Source organism: Mesorhizobium sp. M0659, assembly GCF_040320605.1.
Classification (GTDB): Bacteria; Pseudomonadota; Alphaproteobacteria; order Rhizobiales; family Rhizobiaceae; genus Mesorhizobium.
On record NZ_JAMYPY010000040.1, the window covers coordinates 1 to 23,742 of the forward strand.

23 protein-coding genes and 3 pseudogenes are annotated in these 23,742 nt (G+C 62.9%); 15 read left to right on the forward strand and 11 right to left on the reverse strand.

The genetic code is table 11. The annotated features are described in order from the left end of the window. From NKI31_RS30680 to NKI31_RS30695, 4 genes and pseudogenes are all read left to right on the forward strand, one after another. Positions 1-75 (forward strand): annotated as a pseudogene (locus tag NKI31_RS30680) (septal ring lytic transglycosylase RlpA family protein); the annotation flags it as partial. Positions 76-327: 252 nt separating this feature from the next. Beyond that, positions 328-1,605: a polyhydroxyalkanoate depolymerase gene (locus NKI31_RS30685; protein WP_352653345.1), complete on the forward strand. Its 1,278-nt coding sequence runs from the start codon at positions 328-330 to the stop codon at positions 1,603-1,605. Between the two features lie 192 nt (positions 1,606-1,797). Further along, a complete protein-coding gene (locus NKI31_RS30690; RefSeq protein ID WP_023752821.1) occupies positions 1,798-2,415 on the forward strand; it encodes a transglutaminase-like cysteine peptidase in 618 nt (205 codons plus the stop codon). 333 nt (positions 2,416-2,748) lie between these two features. Beyond that, positions 2,749-2,955 (forward strand): hypothetical protein, encoded by a 207-nt coding sequence (locus NKI31_RS30695; RefSeq protein WP_023672099.1) that lies wholly within the window; start codon positions 2,749-2,751, stop codon positions 2,953-2,955. A 95-nt stretch (positions 2,956-3,050) separates the two neighbouring features. Here NKI31_RS30695 and NKI31_RS30700 read toward each other — a convergent pair whose 3' ends face one another. From NKI31_RS30700 to NKI31_RS30715, 4 genes are all read right to left on the reverse strand, one after another. Beyond that, positions 3,051-3,419 (reverse strand): helix-turn-helix domain-containing protein, encoded by a 369-nt coding sequence (locus tag NKI31_RS30700; protein ID WP_023672100.1) that lies wholly within the window; start codon positions 3,417-3,419, stop codon positions 3,051-3,053. Next, positions 3,419-3,937 (reverse strand): Smr/MutS family protein, encoded by a 519-nt coding sequence (locus NKI31_RS30705; RefSeq protein WP_023819319.1) that lies wholly within the window; start codon positions 3,935-3,937, stop codon positions 3,419-3,421. The genes NKI31_RS30700 and NKI31_RS30705 overlap by 1 nt, the downstream gene beginning before the upstream one ends. Beyond that, the gene (gene mltA / locus NKI31_RS30710) at positions 3,934-5,034 is read right to left on the reverse strand and encodes a murein transglycosylase A (RefSeq protein ID WP_023745900.1); all 1,101 of its coding nucleotides are present in this window, start codon (positions 5,032-5,034) and stop codon (positions 3,934-3,936) included. Before mltA ends, NKI31_RS30705 begins: the two co-directional genes overlap by 4 nt. A gap of 79 nt (positions 5,035-5,113) precedes the next feature. Continuing rightward, a complete protein-coding gene (locus tag NKI31_RS30715; RefSeq protein WP_023672103.1) occupies positions 5,114-5,818 on the reverse strand; it encodes a Tim44/TimA family putative adaptor protein in 705 nt (234 codons plus the stop codon). 196 nt (positions 5,819-6,014) lie between these two features. On the opposite strand from NKI31_RS30715, the gene NKI31_RS30720 reads away from it, so the two are divergent. Together NKI31_RS30720 and secB are read left to right on the forward strand one after the other, a co-directional pair. Then, positions 6,015-6,515 carry an FxsA family protein gene (locus NKI31_RS30720; protein WP_023745901.1) on the forward strand — a complete coding sequence of 167 codons (501 nt, stop codon included), beginning with the start codon at positions 6,015-6,017 and terminating at the stop codon, positions 6,513-6,515. A 139-nt stretch (positions 6,516-6,654) separates the two neighbouring features. After that, the gene (gene secB, locus NKI31_RS30725) at positions 6,655-7,155 is read left to right on the forward strand and encodes a protein-export chaperone SecB (RefSeq protein ID WP_023672105.1); all 501 of its coding nucleotides are present in this window, start codon (positions 6,655-6,657) and stop codon (positions 7,153-7,155) included. A gap of 262 nt (positions 7,156-7,417) precedes the next feature. On the opposite strand, the gene dnaQ is transcribed toward secB, so the two are convergent. The 5 genes and pseudogenes from dnaQ to NKI31_RS30750 all read right to left on the reverse strand — a co-directional run bounded on the left by dnaQ (position 7,418) and on the right by NKI31_RS30750 (position 11,276). Further along, positions 7,418-8,122: a DNA polymerase III subunit epsilon gene (gene dnaQ / locus NKI31_RS30730; protein WP_023672106.1), complete on the reverse strand. Its 705-nt coding sequence runs from the start codon at positions 8,120-8,122 to the stop codon at positions 7,418-7,420. 125 nt (positions 8,123-8,247) lie between these two features. Beyond that, the gene (coaE, locus tag NKI31_RS30735; protein WP_084558319.1) at positions 8,248-8,832 is read right to left on the reverse strand and encodes a dephospho-CoA kinase; all 585 of its coding nucleotides are present in this window, start codon (positions 8,830-8,832) and stop codon (positions 8,248-8,250) included. Between the two features lie 30 nt (positions 8,833-8,862). Next, positions 8,863-9,687 (reverse strand): annotated as a pseudogene (locus NKI31_RS30740) (shikimate dehydrogenase); the annotation flags it as partial. After that, positions 9,680-10,279 carry a Maf-like protein gene (locus NKI31_RS30745; RefSeq protein WP_023745902.1) on the reverse strand — a complete coding sequence of 200 codons (600 nt, stop codon included), beginning with the start codon at positions 10,277-10,279 and terminating at the stop codon, positions 9,680-9,682. The pseudogene NKI31_RS30740 and the gene NKI31_RS30745, both read right to left, overlap by 8 nt. Positions 10,280-10,337: 58 nt before the next feature. Further along, positions 10,338-11,276 (reverse strand): pyruvate, water dikinase regulatory protein, encoded by a 939-nt coding sequence (locus NKI31_RS30750; RefSeq protein WP_460222828.1) that lies wholly within the window; start codon positions 11,274-11,276, stop codon positions 10,338-10,340. A 283-nt stretch (positions 11,277-11,559) separates the two neighbouring features. On the opposite strand from NKI31_RS30750, the gene hemE reads away from it, so the two are divergent. From hemE to yddG, 4 genes are all read left to right on the forward strand, one after another. Continuing rightward, complete coding sequence (hemE, locus tag NKI31_RS30755; RefSeq protein WP_352653346.1) at positions 11,560-12,591, forward strand: uroporphyrinogen decarboxylase; 1,032 nt, start codon at positions 11,560-11,562, stop codon at positions 12,589-12,591. Then, the gene (gene hemJ / locus NKI31_RS30760) at positions 12,591-13,133 is read left to right on the forward strand and encodes a protoporphyrinogen oxidase HemJ (RefSeq protein ID WP_352653347.1); all 543 of its coding nucleotides are present in this window, start codon (positions 12,591-12,593) and stop codon (positions 13,131-13,133) included. The genes hemE and hemJ overlap by 1 nt, the downstream gene beginning before the upstream one ends. Positions 13,134-13,296: 163 nt before the next feature. After that, the gene (rho, locus tag NKI31_RS30765) at positions 13,297-14,562 is read left to right on the forward strand and encodes a transcription termination factor Rho (RefSeq protein ID WP_352653348.1); all 1,266 of its coding nucleotides are present in this window, start codon (positions 13,297-13,299) and stop codon (positions 14,560-14,562) included. A 167-nt stretch (positions 14,563-14,729) separates the two neighbouring features. Next, positions 14,730-15,764, forward strand: a complete 1,035-nt coding sequence (yddG, locus tag NKI31_RS30770; protein WP_352653349.1) for an aromatic amino acid exporter YddG — start codon at positions 14,730-14,732, stop codon at positions 15,762-15,764. 145 nt (positions 15,765-15,909) lie between these two features. On the opposite strand, the pseudogene NKI31_RS31905 reads toward yddG, so the two are convergent. Next, a pseudogene (locus tag NKI31_RS31905) lies at positions 15,910-16,088 on the reverse strand (DUF255 domain-containing protein); the annotation flags it as partial. 36 nt (positions 16,089-16,124) lie between these two features. On the opposite strand from NKI31_RS31905, the gene mnmE reads away from it, so the two are divergent. The 5 genes from mnmE to NKI31_RS30800 all read left to right on the forward strand — a co-directional run bounded on the left by mnmE (position 16,125) and on the right by NKI31_RS30800 (position 22,196). Beyond that, positions 16,125-17,447, forward strand: coding sequence for a tRNA uridine-5-carboxymethylaminomethyl(34) synthesis GTPase MnmE (gene mnmE, locus NKI31_RS30780; RefSeq protein ID WP_352653350.1), 1,323 nt, complete (start codon positions 16,125-16,127; stop codon positions 17,445-17,447). A gap of 430 nt (positions 17,448-17,877) precedes the next feature. After that, positions 17,878-19,752, forward strand: coding sequence for a tRNA uridine-5-carboxymethylaminomethyl(34) synthesis enzyme MnmG (gene mnmG / locus NKI31_RS30785; RefSeq protein ID WP_352653351.1), 1,875 nt, complete (start codon positions 17,878-17,880; stop codon positions 19,750-19,752). After that, on the forward strand, positions 19,749-20,381 hold the full coding sequence (gene rsmG / locus NKI31_RS30790) for a 16S rRNA (guanine(527)-N(7))-methyltransferase RsmG (protein WP_027048686.1): 633 nt from the start codon (positions 19,749-19,751) through the stop codon (positions 20,379-20,381). The genes mnmG and rsmG overlap by 4 nt, the downstream gene beginning before the upstream one ends. Positions 20,382-20,446: 65 nt before the next feature. After that, positions 20,447-21,244 carry a ParA family protein gene (locus tag NKI31_RS30795; RefSeq protein ID WP_023672118.1) on the forward strand — a complete coding sequence of 266 codons (798 nt, stop codon included), beginning with the start codon at positions 20,447-20,449 and terminating at the stop codon, positions 21,242-21,244. A 61-nt stretch (positions 21,245-21,305) separates the two neighbouring features. Further along, complete coding sequence (locus NKI31_RS30800) at positions 21,306-22,196, forward strand: ParB/RepB/Spo0J family partition protein (protein ID WP_023692912.1); 891 nt, start codon at positions 21,306-21,308, stop codon at positions 22,194-22,196. A 272-nt stretch (positions 22,197-22,468) separates the two neighbouring features. Here NKI31_RS30800 and holA read toward each other — a convergent pair whose 3' ends face one another. Next, positions 22,469-23,512, reverse strand: a complete 1,044-nt coding sequence (holA, locus tag NKI31_RS30805; protein ID WP_352653353.1) for a DNA polymerase III subunit delta — start codon at positions 23,510-23,512, stop codon at positions 22,469-22,471. Between the last annotated feature and the right edge of the window lie 230 nt (positions 23,513-23,742).

Here is a 23,742-nt window from a genome sequence, read left to right on the forward strand (position 1 = left end):
CTGTCCAAGGGCGCCGCCGGCCAGCTCGGCTTCATCGGCTCCGGCCATACCTCGGTGTGCATGGCGCGCGTCTAGATCTGTCCAAGTCCGGCCCGATCGGGCCGGACGCATCCTGCCTCGTTGTCCAACAGCGTTGCATTTTGCAGTGCACATTGAGCCGGCTGCACCCGCCCAACGCGGTTTCTCAAGGCCTTGGACGAAAGATTGGCATATGTCACGCCACGTGACGTATTGCATCGCAGCAATATCTTGTTAACCTCCGCGCGAGACATTCAAGGCTCGGCGCTGTCCGTCGTCCCTTCGGTCACGGCAGCTGCGGAGTACCTGATGTTCTACCAGCTCTATGAAATGAACCATGCCGCCCTGCAGCCCGCGCGGCTTTATGCCGATGCAGTGCGGCTGTTCTACACCAACCCGCTCAATCCGTTTTCGCATACGCCGTGGGGCCGCTCGGTCGCTGCCACCGCCGAACTGTTCGAGCGCACAACGCGCCGCTACAGCAAGCCGCATTTCGGCCTGAGCAAGACCGTGGTCGACTGGAAGAGCGTCGAGGTCAGCGAAAAGACCGTGTGGTCGCGGCCGTTCTGCAATCTCACCCGCTTCGAGCGGTCGGTGCCCGCCGGGCGCAAGGCCGACCCCAAGCTTCTCATTGTGGCGCCGATGTCGGGCCATTATGCGACGCTGCTGCGCGGCACGGTCGAGGCGATGCTGCCCTATGCCGACGTGCACATCACCGACTGGGTCGATGCCCGCATGGTGCCGGTGACCGACGGCCATTTCGACCTCGACGATTATATCGACTACATCATCGACATGCTGCATGCGCTGGGGCCGGACACCCATGTGATGGCGGTGTGCCAGCCTTCGGTGCCGGTGCTGGCGGCGGTGGCGCTGATGGAAAAGCGCGGCGATCCCTTCGTGCCCTCGACCATGACTTTGATGGGCGGGCCGATCGACACCCGCCGCAATCCGACCGCGGTCAATCTGCTGGCCAAGGAAAAGGGCATCTACTGGTTCCGCGACAACGTCATCATGCACGCGCCCTGGCCGGTGCCGGGCTTCGGCCGCGAAGTCTATCCGGGCTTCCTGCAGCTGTCGGGCTTCATGAGCATGAACCTCGACCGCCACATCACCGCCCACAAGGACTTCTTCATGCACCTGGTCAAGCATGACGGCGACAATGCCGAGAAGCACCGCGATTTCTACGACGAATATCTGGCGGTGATGGACCTGACGGCGGAATTCTATCTGCAGACCGTCGACACGGTGTTCGTGCGCCATGCGCTGCCCAAGGGCGAGATGACGCATCGCGGCGAGGTGGTCGACACCAAGGCGATCCGCAATGTCGCGCTGTTCACGGTCGAAGGCGAGAACGACGACATTTCCGGTCTCGGCCAGACCCAGGCCGCCCACGATCTCTGCCCCAACATCCCGGCTGACCGGCATGCGCATTACATGCAGCCGGCCGTCGGCCATTACGGCGTCTTCAACGGGTCGCGATTCCGCTCGGAAATCGTGCCGCGCATCGTCGATTTCATCACAAGCTACGGCCACCAAACACGCGTAGCGGTGAAACCCAAGCTGGTCCGCTCCGCCAAAGGCTGAGGCTCGATCCGGCTGCAGCGTGCATTGCCCGCAAAAGCGGGGCGATTTTGCGCGCCACAGGCGTTCTGTTGCACAATAGACGCTGTTGGGCGGGCGCGGGTAACCATGCCGAAGAATCTGGCTCCCCCGATAATTGACACGGAGTGTAAATCCCCTTTAACCTTTCGTTAACAACAAGGGCGAACGGGGACAATGACTTCCTCACCGATAGCACGGACGCTGCGCTTGTGGGCGGCAGCAGGGCTGGCGATCTCTGCGTGCTGGGCAGTGCCGGCACTTGCAGGCGGCGCCATGGCGACGGGCGGCATGACCTCGCAGCCGATCGGCCACTATGATTTCTGTAAAACCCAGCCCGGCGAATGCTCGATCCGGCCGAGCAACCTCAACCCCGCCGCGATGACCGACGCCTTCATGCGCAAGCTGATCAACGTGACGTCAAGGGTCAACGCCGCCGTCAAGCCGATGAGCGACTACGACATCTATGGCAAGGACGAGGTCTGGGCCTATCCCGACAAGGGCGTCGGCGATTGCGAAGACTATGTGCTGGAAAAGCGCCGCCAGCTCTCGCGCTCTGGCGTGTCGCTGGCCGATCTCTTGATCACCGTCGTGCGCAAGCCGGACGGCGAAGGCCATGCCGTGCTGACCGTGCGCACCGACAAGGGCGACTACGTCCTCGACAATCTGACCGACAAGGTGAAGATCTGGGACGCCACCGGCTATCGCTTCCTCAAGCGGCAGGCCATCGACAACACCGGCCGCTGGGTCTCGATCCGCGGCGGCCAGCAGGTGCTGGTCGGCGCAGTCCAGTAAATAAGGACGATGCATATGAGCGCGTCGCTGCGAACAGCTTCGTCGGAAGCCCGCGGCTAATAACTTTCACGAGATAACCGCAAGTCGGCGCTGCCCCTCATTGCCCTACCGGGCATTTCTCCCCGTATAGTGACTGTGAGAAAGATGCCATCGGTGATTTCGCCAATCGTCCACGTTGCAAAATAGTCGCCGGCAGCCGGATGAGGGCAGCGCTGCCCTCGAAATCTTATCTCTCGAAACGCCTCCTCAAAAAATTTCGCTACCTGCGTGAACCAAACCGTCTCCAGCGGCGACACACAGCCGTAAACAGAAACCCAACCATGGAGACTTCAAATGACTGCTTTCCTGCGTAATGCTTTCCTCGCCGCCATCGCGGTGTCGTCCCTGGCCGGATCCGCTATGGCCGACCAGACCGGCTGCGCCAAGAACAACCAGTGGGGCAATCGCTGTTGCGATCTCACCTCGGACTGCCTGGGTGGCGGTCGCGGCGGCGATCATGACAGCACTGGCGGCCGTGGCGGCCAGGCCGGCGCGAAGTAATCTCGCTATATGCCCGCTGGCTAACGGCCGGCGGGCATCGCCTTCAGGATGAAATGCCGGCGCTATTGATGAGCATTCGTGGCCTTGGCGCCGCCCTACTTACGCCGCTCCAGTGCCGCCCGGATCGAGCCGGTGATGCGGGCAAGCTCGGCTTCGTCCAGCTTCTCGATGTTTTCGGCCAACAGATTGGCCAACTCGGTGGCAGCAGGACTGAGGCCGGACGTATCGAGTCTCACCCGCGGATGTGAGGCCTCGGCCAGACGCGCCAGCTCTTCGGCATCGTCCCAGATGACGTTGAAATAGCCGATGATCTTCTGGATCAGCGTCCAGGTCGGCGCGCCGCGGCGGCCATGTTCCAGCGCCGACAGATAGGCGGCGCTGACTCCGATCGCCTGCGCCATGTCCTTCTGGCGCAAGCCGCGCTCGGCTCGAAGCGCCCGCAGTTTTTCGCCGAACGGCGTCATCAGCGGGTTCGCCTGAGCCGAACGTAGAGCGCGCCCGAACCGCCGTGGTTGCGGGCGGCGTGATCGTGGCTGGAGACCAGCGGCCGAAAGGCAGGCGTCGACAACCAGGCAGGCACGGCGCGCCGCAAGACGCCGTCGCCGCCCGACGACGACCCTTTTCCCGTAATGACGAGGACATAGCGGACCCCGCCGGCATGGGCCCGGTGCAGGAACGAAAACAGCAGCGAATAGGCCTCGTCCTGGGTCATGCCATGCAGATCGACGCGGCCTTCGATCGGCAGCCGGCCCTTCTTCAGCTTGTCCAATGTCGGCTCGTCCAGCGCGTGCGATACATGCTGCGCCTTCGGCTTGGCGGCAAGGACCGGACCGACAGCGACCGGCGTCTGTGCCGGCTTAGGGTCTACGACGATGTCGGGAATCTCGACCGCGGTCCGGCCCTTCAGCGGTCGGGCGGTACGCGCCACCAGGTTCCACAGCACCCGATCGTCTTCGTTGAGTTTATCGGGGCGCTTGCTCATCGATTCGATTCCGAAACGAGAGCGCGTGGAACCAAGGCATAGAAATCGGCCGCATTGCGAACGACGCCGGCGATCTCGCCGGCCGCATCGCCGGAGCCGGCGAACAGATCGCCCCGCGCCGGTCCGATGATGGCCGAGCCGGTGTCCTGCGCAATCATCAGCCGCCGGAACGGTTTTCCGTCGAAGGCGGTCAGCGACGGAGCGTCGATGTAGAAGGGGGTACCGAATGTGTGCAGCAGCCGGTCGACCGCGAGCGAACGGCCCGGCGTCAACGGCACCTTGGCGGCGGCGATTGGACCGGATGCGGCATCGTCGACATCGGCTTCGCGAAAGAAGATGTAGGAGCGGTTCTGCCAGAGGATCTCGTCGACGCGATCCGGATGCGCCCTGAACCAGGCGCGGATAGACTGCATCGTCACTTTTTCCAGTGGGATTTCGCCGAGTTCGGCGAGAATCTTCCCCGGACCGCTGAAACGTTGGCCGGATTTGGCGGCGTAGGAGACGCGGCAAAGCCGGCCGTCGGTCATCTTCAGCCTGGCCGCACCTTGCACATGGATGAAGAAGACGTCGACCTTGTCGGCAAGCCAGGCGATTTCCAGGCCTTGGCCGGCCAGCGCGCCTCTCTCGATCTCACTGCGGTCGAAATACTCCACCAGGCCCTGCGGCGCATCGCGGGCGAAGGCGAGATAGTCGTCCATCCCTCGAGGACGGTTGGCATCATCGATGTCGACGAGATCGGAAGGCCGCGCCAGCAGCGGCACCGTGAATTCATCCGTGCGCACTGGTGAGGCCTCGGCCTCGGGCTCGTAGAAGCCGGTGACCAGGCCGAGGTTTTCGGATCGAATCTGGACTGGCGCGAAATGGCGCTCGAAAAAAGCCTTGGCCGCCGACCGATTCGCCGGCGAAACGGTGCGCGCCTCGTCATAAGCGCCGGCAAACGCGTTGAACCGGACGCCCAACGAACCGGTGCGGTAGGGCTTGTTCAGGACATGAAAGGCCGAACGGCGGAAGGCTTCGAAAGCGGGCAGATGGTCATCGGAATTCCAACCGGGAAGATCATCGAAGGACTTTTCCACGAAAAGCGGCGAGAGCGACACCTCAGCCTCGCCACTGCCCATGTTTGCCTGCATGTCGCTATCCCAAAAAAGCTGCCCGCACCGGGCGACATGCATAGGCTCAGTCTTCTTCCTCGGTGGCGACCAGCTTCCAGTTCGGATCGCGCGAGCGTGTGTCGCGGGCGAAGGTCCAGACATCCTTGACCTCGGCCACCGTCTCGGGATCGCCATCGATGACGGCACCCGCCTTGTCGCGGGTCGCCGAAATCAGTTCGCTCACGATGCGCAGCGTGATGTGGGCCTCGCCGCCCTTCATCTCGGCCGATACGATGTCGGCCTTGTCGATGCCGACGAAGGAGGACTGGATCTTTTCGGCTTTCGCCTCGCGGTCGCCAATCGCGGCAACGAAGCCGTCAAAAACCTCGCGCGACAACAGGTTCTTCAGCGTTTTGCGGTCGCCATCGGCATAGGCCATGACGATCATCTCATAAGCCATCTTGGCGCCGTCGACGAAGACTTTGGGGTCGAAGGAGGGATCATTGTCCTTGATCGCGCGCAGGCCCTTGTTGAGGTCGGTGTCGGGCTTGGCGAAGGCATCGATGGCCGCGTAGGTCTCGGCAGCCGTCTCGCCCGGCATGCGCTTGCGTGGCAGCGAAACCACATTTTCGGGCTTCTGGGTCGCGTCCTTCTCGGTGCGGCTGGCCGTGTACGGATCGAAGGGCGGGCGCTCGCTGCCCGTGCGGCGGCCAAGCACGTTGCGCAGCTGGAAAAAGATCACCACCGCCGCAATCAGAAAGAAAATGGTGCCGAAGTCGAAGAATCCCATATCTTTCGCCAATCAATCCCTGACCTGGCCGGGACCGCCAGCCAATCGGGCGGCGGTCGCATGGCGTTAAACATGCAAAGCATATAGAACGCATGGCGCAATCATTCAAATCAAAGGCAGGCATACCTATCTAACGGCCTCAGTGCCAGCGGCGATTATGCGCCGCCCGGCAAACATGGAAACGATCGGTCAAGATTTGCGCATTTCCTTCCTTCCTCTGTTCCTGCTTGCGCTGCCGCTGCTGGAAATCGTCGGTTTCGTCATTGTCGGCCGCGAGGTCGGGGCGCTGGCGACGGTCGGCCTGGTGCTGGCTTCAGGCATTGCCGGCGTGCTTCTGCTCCGGCACCAGGGTTTTGGCGTCATGGCGCGGGTCCGCGCCGAGATGGCCGGCGGCGGCGACCCCAGCCGCCAGCTCGCGCATGGCGCCATGATCGTGGTCGCCGCGATCCTGTTGATTATCCCCGGCTTCATCACCGATATTATCGGCCTGCTGCTGTTCCTGCCGCCGGTGCGCGACCTTGCCTGGCGCAGGCTCAAGGGCCGCATCGTCGTCGCGACCGATTTCACCGCCGGCGGTTTTCGCGGCAGGTCGCGCGACAAGGTCATCGACCTCGACGACGGCGACTATTCGCGCGAGGACGATTTCAACCGCGGTCCCGACCATAACTCGCCGTGGCGCCGCCTGAAGGACGACTGAGCGTCGCCTTGAGGACGACTGACTATTGACCCTTTCCTGCCTGAAGGCGGCAAACCTTGTCTTGTCTTGCCGACCATGCTAGCCAACGCCCGATTTCAATTCGGTCAGCGCTGCTGTCCAGGCAAAAGGAACAAGGCTCATGGCCAGCAAAGATGACGCGCCGGTCGGCGCCGCCAACGGCAACGGCGAAACGGCGCAGCCGTCGCTCAACGTGCTTGCCCAGTATGTGAAGGACCTGTCCTTCGAAAGCCCCGGCGCGCCGAACTCGCTGCGCGGCCGCGACAAGGCCCCCGGCATCGCGATCAACGTCAATGTCAACGCCAACCCGCTCTCCGACAAGCAGTTCGACGTCAATCTGACCTTGAACGCCAAGGCGTCCTTCGACCAGGAAGTGCTGTTCAATGTCGAACTTGTCTATGGCGGCGTCTTCGCCATCGCCGGCTTCCCGCAGGAGCACATGCTGCCGATCCTGTTCATCGAATGCCCGCGGCTTTTGTTCCCGTTCGCCCGCCAGATCATCGCCGAAGCCACCCGCAATGGCGGCTTCCCGCCCCTGATGCTCGACCCGATCGATTTCGCCCAGATGTTCCAGCAGAAGCTGGCCGAGGACCAGGCGGCATCGAAGGTCAAGGTGAGCTGAAGGCAAGCGTCACGCGCATAAGTTGAAAGCCCGGCTTCGTGCCGGGCTTTTGTATACTGAGATGCTGGCGGGACAGCACCCCCCTCTGCCTTGCCAGGCATCTCCCCCTCAAGGGGGGAGATTGGCCGTCATCGCGACCTTCGCCAACTTTAGACGTTGCAGGAATGGGCTGGAGCGGCGAAGCTGCTGATCTCCCCCCTTGAGGGGGAGATGGCCGGCAGGCCAGAGAGGGGTGTGACGGAACGCTACCTCCGCGATCCGTTCACCCCGCCGCCACCTTCAGCCACAGCGCCTTTTCGCCCAGCGTCGCCACCAGCCCCGCATGCGCCGCTCGCTCGCCCTCGGTCAGGCGCGGCGGCAGGGCGATTGGCCTGGCGGCGATCGAGATGTCGATGTCGGCAACGTCGCCATTGCTGTTGAGCTGCACCACGACCGCGTCGAGGACAAGTGCGGCCTGCTTGCCGCCGATGAGTTCGATGTAGACTTCGGCCAGGAGCTCGGAATCGAGCAGCGCGCCGTGCTTGGTGCGGTGGCCGTTGTCGATGCCGTAGCGGCGGCAGAGCGCGTCGAGCGAATTGGGGCCCATCGGATGCTTGCGCCGCGCCAGCGCCAGCGTGTCGACGACGCGCCCGGTGTCTATGGCCGGCTGGCCGAGCCGCCCGAATTCCGTGTTGAGGAAGCCGATGTCGAAATTGGCGTTGTGGGCGACGAGCTTGGCGCCGTCGGTGAAGGCGAGCCATTCCTCGGCGATTTCGGCAAAGGTCGGCTTGCCGACGAGGTCGGCGGCGCTGATGCCGTGCACGGCTTGCGCCTCGACATGGACGGCGCGCCCCTGCGGATTGATGAATTTGTGGAAGGTGCGGCCGGTCGGGAAGCGGTTGACCAGCTCGACGCCGCCAAGCTCGATGATGCGGTCGTCGCGCATGTCGAGTCCGGTGGTTTCGGTATCGAAAATGATCTCACGCATAGAATCAACCCAATCCTGGAGGAGTAGAACCATGGAGCGGAACAAAATGGCAATGGGCAATGCCGACAGCCTGCCGTCAGGAGCCTGATGGGCGCGACTTATCCCCCAGGAGTTAGCAGGCGAGTTCAGCGCCCTGAGAGCTCGGCAATGATCGCGCCGACCGCGGTGCGGGCGGCGTCCATGCCTTCACCGGTGTCGATGACGAAATCGGCCTGCCGGCGTTTTTCGGCATCGGGCACCTGCTTGGCCAGGATGGCCGCCAGCTTTTCCTCGCTCATGTCAGGACGCGCCAGCACACGGGCGCGCTGGATATCGGCCGGCGCGGTGACGACGACGACCTTGTCGACACGGTTGCGGCCGCCGGTTTCGAACAGCAGCGGAATGTCGAGCACAACGAGCGGCGCGGCGGCGGCGCGGTGCCTTGCCAGAAAGGCGTCGGCATCGGCCCGCACCAGCGGATGAACGATCGCCTCCAATGTCTTCAGCGCGGCGGCGTTGCCGATCACCCGTGCACCCAGTTTTGTACGGTCGACCACGCCGGACACGGTTGTGCCGGGAAAGGCCGCTTCGACGAGAGGTGCTGCCTTGCCGGCATAGAGGCGATGCACGGTCTCGTCGGAATCATGCACCGGCACGCCGGCGTCGACGAACATCTTCGCCGTCGTCGACTTGCCCATGCCGATCGATCCGGTGAGGCCAAGCACGATCATCATTTGGCGCCCATCATTTGCGACCTTTCGTTTGGCGAGGATGTCGGCGACGATCATCTGCCGCAGTTCGGCAGTGATCTCCGGCCTCTTGCCGAACCAGCGTTCGAATCCGGGCACAGCCTGGTGCAACAGCATGCCGAGCCCGTCGACCGTCTTCAAATTTCTCGCGCGAGCAGCGGCAAGCAGCGGTGTTTCCAGCGGCACATAGACGATGTCGGCGACGATGGCGTGAGCTGGCAGGCAGGCCGGATCGGCGGCCAGCGTCTCATCGCCGTGCATGCCGAGCGCCGTGGTGTTGATCAGCAAGCCGGCATCGCCAAGCAAGTCGCCGACCGCGCCATGCGCCGAGACGCCGGCGCCGAAGCGGCCGGCGAGTTCCTGCGCCCGCGCCAAGGTGCGGTTGACGATGCGGATATCGTTGATGCCGCGCACTTTAAGCGCGTGGATGACCGCGCGCGACGCGCCACCGGCGCCGAGCACCACGGCCGGACTATTCCTGTCCCAACCCGGGGCATGCTCGTCGAGGTTGCCGGCAAAGCCGATCCAGTCCGAATTGCCGCCCCACAGCACGCCGTCGTCCAGCCACAGCATGTTGACCGCGCCGATCATCTCCGCCGCCTCGTCGCGGCGCTCGACCCGGGCGAAGGCGACTTCCTTGTGCGGGATGGTGACGTTGCCGCCCTGATAGCCATTGGCCTGGAGGGAAGAGAGGAACTCGGGAAAATCGGCCGGCGCGACATCGATCGCATGATAGCTGCCGTCGATGCCGTATGTGTTCAGCCAATAGCCGTGGATCTTCGGCGAGCGCGAATGCGCGATCGGATGGCCGGTGACGAAAGCTTTTTTCTCAACCATCGATGGCTCCGAGCGCACGCAATTCCGCCAGCACCGGTAACAGCGGCAGGCCGACAATGGTGAAATAATCGCCTTCGATCTTTTCGAACAGCTGGATGCCTTCGCCCTCGATCTGGTAGGCGCCGACGCTCGACAACGCCTTGGCGCCGACGCGGGCCAGGTGCCGGCCGACGAAGGCCGGATCGAGCTTGCGCATGGTAAGGCTGGCGATGCCGACATGGCGCCACAGCACCTTGCCGTTGCGGCAGAGCACGGCGGCGCTGTTCAGCTGATGCGTCTTGCCTGACAGCGCCAACAGATGGCGGCGGGCGCCTTCCATGTCGGCCGGCTTGTGGAACACTTCATCTCCCAGTGACAAAGTCTGGTCGCAGCCGAGCACCAGGGCGCCCGGTCTGCGTTCGCTGACCTCGGTCGCCTTGGCTTCGGCGAGTATCAGGGCGACATCTTCCGGCGACACACCGCTGTCCTGCAACGGCGCCTCGAGCGCACGCTCGTCGACATCGGCAGGCAGCGCTTCGATGCCGAGCCCGGCATTGATGAGCATTGCTTTGCGGAACGGGCTGCCGGAGGCGAGGATGATTTTTTCGGTCATGGGTTCTGGGCCTGGTCGATAGTGGTTGATTGGGGCAGGAGGTCGCGTTGCCATCCCATCATCTATTCTTCCCCCGCAGGGCAACAATGGCTGCCGCGGTCTCTTCGATCGAGCGGCGGCTGACGTCTATCATCGGCCAATTGTGGCGGGTGCAGATCTGGCGGGCATAGGCGAGCTCTTCGGCGATCGAGGCACGGTCGACATAATCGGTCGCTTCGTAGGTGCTGCTGTTGCCGAGCACGCGGTTCTGCCGGACATGCGAGATGCGTTCGGCGGTGGCGATCAGCCCGACGATCAGCGGCTTGGTGGCAGCGACCAGGCTTTCGGGCACCGGCACGCCGAGCACGATCGGGATGTTGGCGGTCTTGATACCGCGGTTGGCGAGATAGATGCTGGTCGGCGTCTTCGATGTCCTGGAAATGCCGATCAGCACCACATCCGCGTCGTCCATATTGAGCGGCAGCTGGCCGTCATCATGCTCCATGGTGAAATTGAGTGCGTCGATACGGTGGAAATAATCGGCGTCGAGCACATGCTGGGCGCCGACGCGGCGGCCGGCCGGCGTGCCGAGATAGGACTGGAAGACGGTGAGGACCGGCTCCAGCACCGAAACACAGGGCAGCCCCATGGTGGCGCAGCGCTCGTCAATGCCGCGCGCCAGCTTCTGGTCGACGACGGTGTAGAGGATGATGCCCGGTTCCTCCTCTATGTCCTCGAAGACTTTCGCCACCTGCTTTTCGGTGCGGATGAGCGGATAGATATGCTCGATGGCGCGCGCATCCTTGTATTGCGCCGAGGCGGCTCGGCCGGCCGCCAGCAGCGTCTCGCCGGTGGCGTCGGAAATCAGGTGCAGATGAAAGAAGCTCTGGGGTTTGTTCACAGGGGGCGCCTCAGGCTGTGGGCTTGTGTGGATAAACCGGGGCCGCAAAGGCGACCGGCTGGAGGCGACTGTATCAGAAGGCCAGTTGTCCACAATTCGATGCGCTGTCAGCTTCACTGTGCGGCTGGGGACAAATCTGGGGACGGGCGTTTTTGCCAGCGCTTCATCCACAGAGGCGGTTTTTCAGCGGCTACGCCAAACCATTGACTCCAGTGATGGAATCCTGGTCATCCACACTCTTTGACAATCCCGCGGAAGAAACACGCGACAAAATGCTGGCTGGCCTTTTCCAGGGCAAAGCGGGACAGGTGACAACCACCGATACCAACAGACTCTTAGAATCAGAAGATTCTAGAAATAGACTATTTAATTATAGAGAAGGCAGGGAAGAGAGCGCTCAATGCCCGAAAACCGCATCGTGCTGGACGTGCTGAGAGGCGAGGCAGCATTTCCGCCGCCACTCTGGATGATGCGCCAGGCTGGGCGCTATTTGCCGGAGTACCGCGAGACCAGAAAGCGCGCCGGGTCCTTTCTCGATCTTTGCTACAATCCTGATCTGGCTGTCGAAGTGACGCTGCAGCCGATCGAGCGCTTCGGCTTCGATGCCTCGATCCTGTTCTCGGACATTCTGGTCGTGCCGTATGCGCTGGGGCGCGATGTCCGCTTCGAGGAGGGCCGCGGGCCGCTGCTGACGCCAATCACTGCAGCTGAGATTTCAGCTATCAACGGCGAAACGTTTCACGTGAATCTCGAACCGGTCTACGAGACGGTTCGCCGGCTGCGTGCAAGATTGCCTCACGAGACCACGCTGATCGGCTTCTGCGGCGCGCCGTGGACGGTGGCGACCTACATGATCGCCGGGCACGGCACGCCCGACCAGGCGCCGGCGCGGCTGTTTGCCTATCGTGAGCCGCAAGCCTTTAAACGGCTCCTGAAAGTGCTCGCCGATCACTCCGCGGCCTATTTGATCCGCCAGATCGAAGCCGGTGCCGACGTGGTGCAGATTTTTGATTCCTGGTCCGGCGTGCTCGACGACGCGTCTTTCGAGCAGTTCTGCGTGCAGCCGGTGGCGGAGATCGTCAGGCAAGTTCGCGCCGTTCAACCCAATGTTCCGATCATAGGCTTTCCCAAGGGCGCCGGCGCCCGCTACGAGACCTATCGTGAGAAGACCGGGGTGACGGGGCTGGGGATCGACTGGACCGTGCCCCTGTCGGCGGCGAACGAACTGCAGCGCTCGGGTGCGGTCCAGGGCAATCTCGATCCCTTGCGCCTGGTGGCCGGCGGCAAAGCCCTGTCGGACGGCGTCGATGCGATCCTCAAGGCGCTGGGCGACGGACCGCTGATCTTCAATCTCGGCCATGGCATCACGCCGGAGACACCGGTGGCGCATGTCGAGGCGATGGTGAAGCAGGTGCGGAGCGCGACACGCTGATGGCTCAATCAGACAATACCGGCGGCAACGGCACTCGTGGGGCGATGATGCGCATGACCATCGGCATCGGAGTGCTGGTTGTTCTCACCGCACTTTTGTTTTTCTTTGCGCCTGAGGGTTTCTATCCCTGGGCGAAGGCAATCCATATCCTGGCCGTCATCTCCTGGATGGCCGGCATGCTCTATCTGCCGCGATTGCTGGTCTACCACGCCGACGCAGAGAAGGGGTCCGTCCAATCGGAGACCTTCAAGGTGATGGAGCGGCGTCTGCTGCGCGGCATCATCAATCCGGCGATGATCGTCACCTGGGTGTTCGGGCTTTGGCTTGCCTGGAAAGTGTTTGGCTTTCACGGCGGCTGGCTGCACGCCAAGATAGGCTTGGTGCTGTTGCTGTCGGGCGTGCATGGCTATCTGGCCGGTGCTGTCAGGAAATTCGCCGAGGACCGCAATGAAAAACCGGCGCGGCACTGGCGAATCGTCAACGAGATCCCCACATTGCTGATGATCGCCATCGTCATCCTGGTTGTCGTCAAGCCGTTCTAGGCCCATTTCGGTCGACAAAACGCAGCTTGCTCTTTCCCCCGACCGACGATAAAAGACGGGTCTTCCTTCCCGTCATGCGCCGCCCTTGATTGCTTTCGGCCGCGCCCGGCATTTATCGCATCCAGCCGATATATTTTCCCCAAAGCAGATTCAGAGTCCGTCTATGCAAGAAATGAAACTCGCAGAGTTCAAGAACAAGAAGCCGCCAGAGCTGATCGCCTATGCCGAATCGCTCGAAGTGGAAAACGCCAGCGTCATGCGCAAGCAGGAACTGATGTTTGCCATCCTGAAGAAACTGGCCGCCCAGGACGTCGAGATCATCGGCGATGGTGTGGTCGAGTTGCTGCAGGACGGTTTCGGCTTCCTGCGCTCAGCCAACGCCAATTATCTGCCGGGTCCCGACGATATCTACATCTCGCCCTCGCAGATCCGCCGCTTCTCCTTGAAGACCGGCGATACCGTCGAAGGGCCGATCCGCAGCCCAAAAGAGGGCGAGCGCTATTTCGCCCTTCTCAAGGTCAACACGATCAATTTCGACGATCCCGAAAAGATCCGTCACAAGATCCATTTCGACAATCTGACGCCGCTCTATCCGACCAAGCGGCTGAAGATGGAGATCGACAATTCGACCGGCAAGGACATCTCGTCGCGCGTGATCGACCTGGTGGCGCCGATCGGCAAGGGACAGCGCGCGCTCATCAACGCGCAGCCGCGTACCGGCAAAACGGTGCTGATGCAGAATATTGCCCACTCGATCACGGCCAATCATCCGGAATGCTATCTGATCGTACTTCTGATCGACGAACGGCCAGAAGAAGTGACCGACATGCAGCGTTCGGTGAAGGGCGAGGTCGTGTCCTCGACCTTTGACGAACCGGCGGTGCGCCACGTCCAGGTCGCCGAAATGGTCATCGAAAAGGCCAAGCGCCTGGTCGAGCATGGCCGCGACGTCGTTATTCTGCTCGATTCGATCACCCGCCTCGGCCGTGCCTACAACACCGTCGTGCCGTCCTCCGGCAAGGTGCTGACCGGCGGTGTCGACGCCAACGCGCTGCAGCGGCCAAAGCGCTTCTTCGGCGCGGCCCGCAACATCGAGGAAGGCGGCTCGCTGACCATCATCGCCACCGCGCTGATCGACACCGGCAGCCGCATGGACGAAGTCATCTTCGAAGAGTTCAAGGGCACCGGCAACTGCGAAATCCAGCTCGACCGCAAGGTCGCCGACAAGCGCATCTACCCGGCCATGGACATTTTGAAGTCTGGCACCCGCAAGGAAGACCTGCTGGTCTCCAAGCAGGATCTGCAGAAGATCTTCGTCCTGCGCCGCATCCTGGCTCCGATGGGAACCACGGATGCGATCGAGTTCCTGATCGACAAGCTGAAGCAGACCAAGACCAACGCCGATTTCTTCGATTCGATGAACACGTAAGCTTCTCGTCGGCCATCGTTTCGCATTGAAGCCCCGTTCCGGGAAATGGGACGGGGTTTTTCATTGCGGGGGCAAACAGGTCGCATTTCCGACAGGGCGTGGCCTTGGGCGGCAATTTCCATCGCTGTCGTCATGCGAGTAATCGCGTCTCGAAGATCGGAAGCCACATGGAGAAAACAATCCCGACCCTGATCGGCTTCTCGGCCATTCTGACATGGTCGTTCCTGGCGCTGCTTTCGACTGCGGCGGGACCGATTCCGCCCTTTCAGCTGGCGGCGATGACGTTTCTGCTTGGCGGGTTGGTCGGCGCGTCGAGCTGGCTTGTCCGTCCGGCGGCGATCAAGTCGCTGCGCCAGCCGTGGCAGGTCTGGGCGCTCGGCACAGCGGGGCTGTGCATCTATCACTGCGCCTATTTCTTCGCCATCCAGTCGGCGCCGCCGGTCGAGGTCAGCCTGATCGCCTATCTCTGGCCGTTGCTGATCGTCGTCTTTGCCGCCTTCCTGCCTGGAGAAAAGCTTAGGGCCCATCACATCGCCGGCGTCATGCTCGGCCTTGCCGGCGCCATTGTGGTGATCACCAAGGGCGGCACGATCGGATTGGCCAATGGTGTGATGAAGGGGCATGTCATCGCGCTGTTCTGCGCTTTCATCTGGGCCGGCTATTCGGTTTTGTCGCGCCGCTTCGGCAAGGTGCCGACCGATGTCGTCGCCGGTTACTGCTTCATCACGGCCGCGGTCGCCTTGGTGCTGCACCTGACGCTTGAGGCTACCGTCTGGCCACAGACGGCGACGCAGTGGAGCGCCATCGTCATCTTGGGCGTAATACCGCTAGGCGCCGGCTTTTACGCCTGGGACTATGGCTGCAAGCACGGGGACATCATGATCCTCGGCGCCCTCTCCTACGCGGCGCCCCTCTTCTCGGTCATCGTGCTTCTGCTGGCAGGCTTTGGTGTGTTTCACTGGTCGGTGGCTGTTGCTTGCATCCTGATCACGGTCGGAGCGGTGGTCGCGGCCAAGGATTTGCTGTTCGCGCCGCGGCCGCCATCCATTGATGTGACGCGGCTTCCTTCGGCCTTGGACGGAAACACGGGTTGCCGGGGTCGTAACAGCGGCTCGGTTCCTAGGATCCGGCCCCACGGGCAGGATAGCCGGTACATAGCTCCGGTCTGCCGGTCTGCGGCCGGATGCCAGTGGCAATGTTAAGTCGATTCGCATCCGTTCCGATCGCGGAGACGATCGGCGTGACGCGGGTCGGGATTTCCGATTCGCAACCGGAACGAGGCTTGCCCCACGGGGAGATGGGCTCCAGCTTCACGGTTCCGGGCCAGGAACAGGCATTAACGATGCCGGCCTGCCGTAGGGCTTCCTGGCCCGCCCAGAACTGCTTGGCGTCGGGATTAGGACCCGCCTGCTCGCACATGGATGACAAGGCGGCTATACAGATTTGGTAATGTCCGGCCGCTCCTCGCGATCGACCTTGATATTGACGAACAGCCGGTTCATGACGGCCGCGACACTGTGGGATTGTCGACCGGACAGCTAGGCGACCGGTGAGAAGGGCTAATGATTTCAGGCGATTCGATCCTTGCGCTTTCCAGCGGGCGCCTGCCCGCCGGCATCGCTGTCATCCGCATTTCCGGACCGAAGACTCGATTCGTCGTCGAAACGGTTGCCGGTGGTAAGGTCAAGGACCGGGTTGCAACCCTGCGCAAGCTCCGAACGGTGGACGGTTCGCTTATCGACAACGGCCTGGTGCTACTTTTTCCGGGGCCGAACAGTTTTACCGGCGAGGATGTCGCCGAGTTCCACGTCCATGGCGGCCGCGCCGTGGCCGGCAAGATGCTGGAGATCATTGCCGGCTTTGACGGCGTGCGTCATGCGGAACCTGGTGAATTTACGCGCCGGGCTCTTCTCAACGGCAAGCTGGATCTGGTCGAGACGGAGGCGTTGGCCGATCTGGTCAATGCCGAAACCGAAGCGCAGCGGCGCTTTGCCGTGCAGAATGCCGAAGGAGTGCAAAGCGAACTCTATCTTGGCTGGCGCCGTCGGCTGATCCATGCACGGGCGATGATCGAGGCGGAAATCGACTTCGCCGACGAAGACGACGTGCCCGGTTCGGTTTCGGACACGGTTTGGTCCGATGTGCGCGCAATGGTGGGCGAGATCGGCCGGCATGTCGATGGCTTCCATGCCGCCGAGATCATCCGTGACGGGTTTGAGGTTGTCATCCTCGGTGCACCGAACGCCGGAAAATCCAGCCTGTTCAATGCGCTAGCCAGGCGTGAGGCGGCGATTGTTACCGACGAGCCCGGCACGACGCGGGACTTGCTCGAAGTGGTGCTGGATGTCCACGGAGTGCGGGTCAGGGTAACCGACACCGCGGGCCTGCGCGAGGCGCCCGGCAAGATCGAAGCGATCGGTATCGAAAAGGCGCGGGCCAAGGCGCACACGGCTGACCTGGTGCTGTTGCTGGAAGATCTGGCGGACCCGAGTGCGATCGGCAACATGCCTGTCGAGGCCCCGGCTTTGAGAATCGGCACCAAGGTCGATCTCTTGAAAGGTTCGCCGCGATTGGGGGCGTATGATGCGTTGATCTCGACGGTGGACGGCACTGGGTTGGCTGAACTCCTGGCCGAGATCGGCAGGCGCGCCGCGGCTGCTATCGGCGATGCCGGTGACATCCTGCCGTCTCGGTTGCGGCATGTGGAGCTGCTCAATGAGACCAGGCGCTTTCTGATCTCGGCTTTGTCGGGGCAAGAGCGCGGCCAGGAGCTGCGGGCGGAGGAACTGCGTCTTGCGGCGGACCGGCTCGGCCGGATTGTCGGCGCGGTGGATGTCGAGGACCTGCTGGACGTAGTCTTTTCGCAGTTTTGCATTGGAAAGTGACTCACGTGAAACAGGGGGGCGCGCTGTGTGAGTGACTCACGTGAAACACAGGGGGCCGCCCTAGTGCGTGTTTCACTTGAAATGAGGAGTTTGGCAAAAACGGCAAGTGCCGAAGGCCGGCCCCGCCCCTCATTGTCCTCCCGGGCATTTCTCACGTGCAGTGACGGGGAGAAAGATACTGTTATCCGGGATTTCGCCAACCACCGAAGCGCGCCAGCGCTTGAGCTCCTCCTTGTTCACCGGGAGAAGATGCCGGCAGGCAGATGAGGGGCAGCGCCAGCCGAGGTAATTGTCGCCGCTTCCCTGACTCACGTGAAACACCTCTGCGGCTTTCAGCACTCCGTTCCCCGTGAACGAATCAACCTGCAATCCTTGACAGCGTCCTCTCGTGGGGACATGTGTCGCGAAATCTCGGAATCTGGAAGGGACAATGATCGATCACTATGATGTGGTTGTGGTGGGCGGTGGCCATGCCGGGTGCGAGGCTGCGAGCGCTGCCGCGCGCGCTGGCGCCAGGACCGCGCTGGTCACGCTGCGCTTCGACACGATCGGTGTCATGTCCTGCAATCCGGCGATCGGCGGCCTCGGGAAGGGCCATCTGGTGCGTGAGATCGACGCCATGGACGGGCTGATGGGCCGCATAGCCGATGCTGCCGGCATCCAATTCCGCCTGCTCAATCGCCGCAAAGGCCCTGCCGTGCGCGGGCCGCGCACGCAGGCCGACCGCAAGCTGTATCGGCTGGCCATGCAGGAAGCGATTCGGCAACAGAACGGACTCGACGTCGTCGAAGGCGAGGTTCTGGACTTCGACATCGTGGATGGACGCATCGCCGCTGTGCTCCTGGCCGACGGGCGCCGGTTGGCGTGCGGCGCCGTGGTGCTGACCACCGGCACTTTTCTGCGCGGTCTTATTCACATTGGCGACAAGAAGATTGTCGCGGGGCGGATGAACGAGCAAGCGAGCCTTGGCCTGTCGGCGACGATGAGCCGCGCCGGTTTCGCGCTTGGACGGCTGAAGACCGGGACGCCGCCGCGGCTCGATGGCCGCACCATCGACTGGGCGTCGCTGGAAAGCCAGGCGGCCGACGAACATCCAGTGCCGTTCTCGCTGCTCACCGACACAATCAAGAATCCGCAAATCCATTGCGGCATCACGCGTACGACGCCGGCGACGCACGCGCTGATCCGCGCCAATCTCGGCCGCTCCGCCATGTATTCCGGCTCGATCGAAGGCGTAGGTCCACGTTACTGCCCGTCGATCGAAGACAAGATCGTCAAGTTCGGCGATCGAGAAGGTCATCAGATATTCCTCGAGCCGGAAGGGCTGGACGATGACACCGTCTACCCCAATGGCATTTCGACCTCCCTGCCCGAGGATGTGCAACTCGATATTCTCAAAACTATACCCGGGCTAGAGCGGGCGACCATGCTGCAGCCCGGCTACGCTATCGAATACGACCATGTCGATCCGCGCGAGTTGGAGCCGACGCTTGAGACCAAACGTATTGCGGGGCTTTTCCTAGCCGGTCAGATCAACGGCACCACCGGTTATGAAGAAGCCGGAGCGCAGGGCCTGCTCGCCGGGCTCAACGCCGCGCGCAAGGCGGCGGCCGACGACCAAATCGTGCTCAGCCGTACCGAAGCCTATATCGGTGTGATGGTCAACGACCTCACCAGCCGCGGCATTGCCGAGCCCTACCGCATGTTCACTTCGCGGGCGGAGTTTCGCCTATCGCTGCGTGCCGACAATGCCGATGAAAGGCTTACGCCTCTGGCAAATCGGCTTGGTATCGTGTCGCCGGAGCGGACGCAGCGGTTCAATCAAGTCACACAGGATCTTGATAGGGCGCGCGAACTCGCAGTTGCGACAACGATGACGCCCAACGAAGCAGCGCGGCATGGGCTGGAGATCAACAGGGACGGCGTGCGCCGCTCCGCCTACGAATTGCTCGCTCATCCCGGCGTCGATATCGCCTGGCTGGCCCGTGTTGCGCCGGCCTTTGGCGCAATCGACCCCAAAACCGCCGAGCGGCTCGAAACGGAAGCGAAATATTCGGTTTACCTCGATCGCCAGCAGGCAGATGTCGCACAGATCCGCCACGAGGAAAGCCGGTTGATCCCGGCGTCGGTGGATTTCGCCGATGTTCCCGGCCTGTCCAATGAGCTGAAGCAGAAGATGCTAACGCGTCAGCCCCGTTCGATCGCTGACGCGCAGAGTATGGAAGGCATGACGCCGGCGGCGCTGGCAATCATCGTCGCGCACGTCCGCAACGCTGAATCGGCCGCGCAAAGGGCCGTTGCGTGAGCGCTGCCTCATGGGCGAGCCTGCAAGAGGCCGCGGGACCGGTTTCACGTGAAACATTCGATCGGTTGGTGACGTTCGAACAGTTGTTCCTGAAATGGAACCGCAGCATCAATCTGGCCGCGCCGTCGACGCTGGACGATGTCTGGGGCCGCCATATTCTGGACAGCGCGCAGCTGGCCCGAATCGCCCCCCAGGCCAAACGCTGGGCCGATCTTGGTTCGGGCGGCGGTTTTCCGGGCCTGGTAATGGCCTTCTTGCTGGGCGAGCGCGACGGCGCGTCGATCGATCTGGTCGAGAGCAACCGCAAGAAAGCATCGTTTTTGCAGGCGGTCATTGGCCAGTTCGGTTTGCCGGCACGGGTCGTCGCCCGGCGCATCGACGACAGCTATGCGCTTGTTTCCGCACCGGAAATCATCACGGCGCGGGCGCTTGCCGCGCTGCCGGCGCTGCTCGATCTGTCGGCGCCGTGGCTGACCAAGGGATCGCGGGCGCTGTTCCACAAAGGCCGGGATTACCGCTCCGAGGTGGAAGAAAGCACTCACCGCTGGGCTTTCGATCTGGTAGAACATCCGAGCATGACCGACGCCCATGGCGTCATCCTAGAAGTGACCGATCTGCAGACTGCGTAAGCTCTCCTTCGCAACCTTGGCGACGCAATGAATACCTGGCCCACATGAATACCTGGCACAGACCCATGAAAACCGGACCTCGCATTATCACCGTCGCCAACCAGAAGGGCGGCGTCGGCAAGACAACCACCGCCATCAATCTGGCCACGGCGCTGGCCGCGATCGGCGAAAAGGTGCTGATCGTCGATCTCGACCCGCAAGGCAATGCCTCGACGGGTCTCGGTATCGACCGCAAGGACCGCACCGTCTCCTCCTACGATGTGCTGACCGGCGAACTGGGCCTGGAAGAGGCGGCCATTCCAACGGCGGTGCCCGGCCTGTCGATCGTGCCGTCGACGCTCGACCTGCTCGGCATCGAGATGGAAATCGCCTCGGCGCCGGATCGCGTGCTTAAGCTGCGCAACGCGCTGCGCGCCGCCACCGAGCGCGGTGCGCCGTTCGGCTATGTGCTGATCGACTGCCCGCCCTCGCTCAACCTTTTGACTTTGAATTCAATGGCGGCAGCCGATTCTGTTCTTGTGCCGCTGCAGTGCGAGTTCTTCGCGCTGGAAGGGCTAAGCCAACTCCTGGAAACGGTGGAGCAGGTGCGCCGTTCGATCAATCCGGACTTGATCATCCAGGGCATCGTGCTGACCATGTATGACGGCCGCAACAACCTCGCCAACCAGGTGGTTCAGGACGTGCGGGCACATATGGGCGACAAGGTCTACGAGACCATCATTCCTAGGAATGTGCGAGTGTCCGAGGCGCCCTCCTATGGCAAGCCGGCGATCCTCTATGACCTGAAATGCTCCGGCAGCCAAGCCTATCTGCAATTGGCATCCGAAGTGATCCGCCGCGAGCGAAAATTGCGCGCTGCATGATTAGGCAGGGTCGATAAACAAAGCGATCCGGCACCGAAACGATCAAGAATCTGGAATTGAGATGAGCGAAGACCTTTCGAGAAAGAGACTGGGGCGTGGACTGGCGGCGCTGATCGGGGAGATCGACCGCCCGGTGGCAGCGGCCGAAAAGCCAGGCCTGAATGCCGACGGCAAGGTGCCGATCGAGTTTCTGAGCCCGAACCCGAAAAACCCGCGCCGGCATTTCGGCGACGCCGATCTGACGGATCTCGCGCAATCGATCCGCGAACATGGCGTCGTGCAGCCGGTAGTGGCGCGGCCTTCGCCGACGCAGGCCGGGCGCTACGAGATCATCGCCGGCGAGCGCCGCTGGCGGGCGGCGCAGCGCGCCGGGCTGACCGAGATCCCGATCATCGTGCGCGACGTCAACGACCGCACAGCGCTGGAACTGGCGATCATAGAAAACGTCCAGCGCACCGATCTCAACCCGGTCGAGGAGGCGCTCGGCTACCAGCAGTTGATCGACGACCACGGCTACACACAGGCCGACCTCGGCAATGTCATCGGCAAGAGCCGCAGCCACGTCGCCAACACGCTCAGGCTGTTGAAGCTGCCCGACGTAATCCGCGACATGCTGGTCGACGGCGTGCTGTCGGCCGGCCATGCCCGGACGCTGGTGACGGCGCAGGATCCCGCCGGGCTAGCCAAGCAGATCGTCGAAGAAGGGCTTTCGGTGCGCCAGGCTGAGGCGCTGGCGCAGATGCCGGCGGGCGGCACGCCGCCCAAGGCAAAACCAGCACACGGCGCATCGGGCAAGGATGCCGACACGCTGGCGCTGGAAAGGCTGATGACCAACACGATCGGCATGATCGTGACCATCGAGCACAAGGGCAAAGGCGGCGCGATCCGCGTGGACTACCGCAGTCTGGAGCAGCTCGACGAGCTATGCCGGCGGTTGAAGGATGAGCGGTAGAGGGTTGGGGCTGCGCCATATCTAGCCGGCGAATGAAGTTCTGGCTTAGGATGAAGAAAGGGCTTGGCGGTTGCCGGCCCTTCTTTTTATTGGCGATTGCCGAAGGGATCGAACTGCTGATCTCCCCCCTTGAGGGGGAGATGGCCGGCAGGCCAGAAGGGTCGTCTCCCATCAAGCGCCGACCTCGTTTGTCGTTGCGAAAGGCGCCAGCGCTCCACGCGCCGCGACCCCCCTCTGTCGCCTTTGGCACATCTCCCCCTCAAGGGGGGAGATCACCGCTGCGCCAGCCTCGCGCTCTCCACCGCAATGCCGAGCAGCGCCTGCCGCGCCAGCGCTTCCGACAAATCCGGCCTGCGCCTGGTCTGCAGCACGGCCGATTGCAGCCGGTTCAGCGCGCGGCTGAGCGCCTCGACGTTCCAGCGCTCCAGCGCCTTCTCCACCAGCTTGCGCCGCGAGAAAAACACCGGCGGACGGGCGCCGGCCACTGCCGAGGCGGCGTTGCGGCCGGCGGTGTCCATCTGGCCGCGCATGACCTGAAGCTGCTGCAGCTGCCGCATCGCCGAGGACAGTACCAGGAAAGGATGGCCGCCGGACAGGCAGTGGCGGGTGAAGGCGGTGTCGAAGTCACCGATCCTGCCCTCCAGCACAGCATCGACCGCGTCGTCGAAGGAGGCGCCGGAGACGTCGCCGGACATCGCCCTTACGTCGTCGAGGCTGATGTCCTTCTGGCCGTGGGCATAAAGCACCAGTTTTTCGATCTCACCGCGTGAGGCCAACCGGTCGCCGCCGAGATTGCGGCGCAGCGCCTGGCGTGCGTCGAGCGCCATCGACATGCCGGCCTTGCGCAACTCGTCGTCAATGACGCTGTCGATGTCGCGCGCTTCATCGGCATAGCATGGCAGCGCCATGGCGTTGTCGGCCGCCTCGACCACGGCGCGCAGCCCGACGCCTTTTTTCAGGTCGCCGGCCTCGATGAGAATGATGGCGTCGCGCGCGGGCTCCGCGGTCAGCGCCTTCACGTCGTCGGCCAGCGCCTTCTGGCCGCTCGCGTTGCGCACCCACAGAAGCCGCCGGTCGGAGAACATCGGCACGGTGCGGGCTTCGTCCAGCAGCCGGCCCTGGTCGCGATCGACCTCCGCGCCATCGAGCCGGACGACTGAGAACGGATCGTCGAGCGACAGGCCGGTTTTCGCGGCAAAGGCTTTGGCCCGCTCGGCGACCAAGCCGCGGTCGGGTCCGTAAAGCAGGACGATCGATATGCGCGCGTCAGGCTTCGCCAGCCACGAATCGACCTCATATCCTTTTTTCTGCGCCATGGAGGGTGGTTAGCATGATGCGGCCGCTGAGTGAACGTTCTCCAGAGAGTTCGAGACCCTAGCGCCCTTCCTCTCCCTCCGGAGGGGGGAGAGGTGGCTCGGCGAAGCCGAGACGGAGTGGGGGAGCCACCTGGCAATCGCCGCGAACGGACAAAGGAAGGGCACTATCTCAAGCATTGCCTAGCGCCCAAGGGTCGACCCCCACTCCGTCGAGCTTCGCTCGACACCTC

Excerpts from the sequence above, each read along its gene's own strand:
- yddG (WP_352653349.1), top strand. The coding sequence starts at position 14,730 with ATGGAGAAAACAATCCCGACCCTGATCGGCTTCTCGGCCATTCTGACA.
- secB (WP_023672105.1), top strand. The coding sequence starts at position 6,655 with ATGGCCAGCAAAGATGACGCGCCGGTCGGCGCCGCCAACGGCAACGGC.
- NKI31_RS30705 (WP_023819319.1), bottom strand. The coding sequence starts at position 3,937 with ATGAGCAAGCGCCCCGATAAACTCAACGAAGACGATCGGGTGCTGTGG.
- NKI31_RS30685 (WP_352653345.1), top strand. The coding sequence starts at position 328 with ATGTTCTACCAGCTCTATGAAATGAACCATGCCGCCCTGCAGCCCGCG.
- mnmE (WP_352653350.1), top strand. The coding sequence starts at position 16,125 with ATGATTTCAGGCGATTCGATCCTTGCGCTTTCCAGCGGGCGCCTGCCC.
- hemE (WP_352653346.1), top strand. The coding sequence starts at position 11,560 with ATGCCCGAAAACCGCATCGTGCTGGACGTGCTGAGAGGCGAGGCAGCA.
- rho (WP_352653348.1), top strand. The coding sequence starts at position 13,297 with ATGCAAGAAATGAAACTCGCAGAGTTCAAGAACAAGAAGCCGCCAGAG.
- NKI31_RS30715 (WP_023672103.1), bottom strand. The coding sequence starts at position 5,818 with ATGGGATTCTTCGACTTCGGCACCATTTTCTTTCTGATTGCGGCGGTG.
- holA (WP_352653353.1), bottom strand. The coding sequence starts at position 23,512 with ATGGCGCAGAAAAAAGGATATGAGGTCGATTCGTGGCTGGCGAAGCCT.
- mnmG (WP_352653351.1), top strand. The coding sequence starts at position 17,878 with ATGATCGATCACTATGATGTGGTTGTGGTGGGCGGTGGCCATGCCGGG.
- NKI31_RS30745 (WP_023745902.1), bottom strand. The coding sequence starts at position 10,279 with ATGACCGAAAAAATCATCCTCGCCTCCGGCAGCCCGTTCCGCAAAGCA.
- coaE (WP_084558319.1), bottom strand. The coding sequence starts at position 8,832 with ATGATCGTGCTTGGCCTCACCGGATCGATCGGCATGGGCAAGTCGACG.
- hemJ (WP_352653347.1), top strand. The coding sequence starts at position 12,591 with ATGGCTCAATCAGACAATACCGGCGGCAACGGCACTCGTGGGGCGATG.
- NKI31_RS30695 (WP_023672099.1), top strand. The coding sequence starts at position 2,749 with ATGACTGCTTTCCTGCGTAATGCTTTCCTCGCCGCCATCGCGGTGTCG.
- NKI31_RS30795 (WP_023672118.1), top strand. The coding sequence starts at position 20,447 with ATGAAAACCGGACCTCGCATTATCACCGTCGCCAACCAGAAGGGCGGC.
- NKI31_RS30690 (WP_023752821.1), top strand. The coding sequence starts at position 1,798 with ATGACTTCCTCACCGATAGCACGGACGCTGCGCTTGTGGGCGGCAGCA.
- NKI31_RS30700 (WP_023672100.1), bottom strand. The coding sequence starts at position 3,419 with ATGACGCCGTTCGGCGAAAAACTGCGGGCGCTTCGAGCCGAGCGCGGC.
- dnaQ (WP_023672106.1), bottom strand. The coding sequence starts at position 8,122 with ATGCGTGAGATCATTTTCGATACCGAAACCACCGGACTCGACATGCGC.
- NKI31_RS30800 (WP_023692912.1), top strand. The coding sequence starts at position 21,306 with ATGAGCGAAGACCTTTCGAGAAAGAGACTGGGGCGTGGACTGGCGGCG.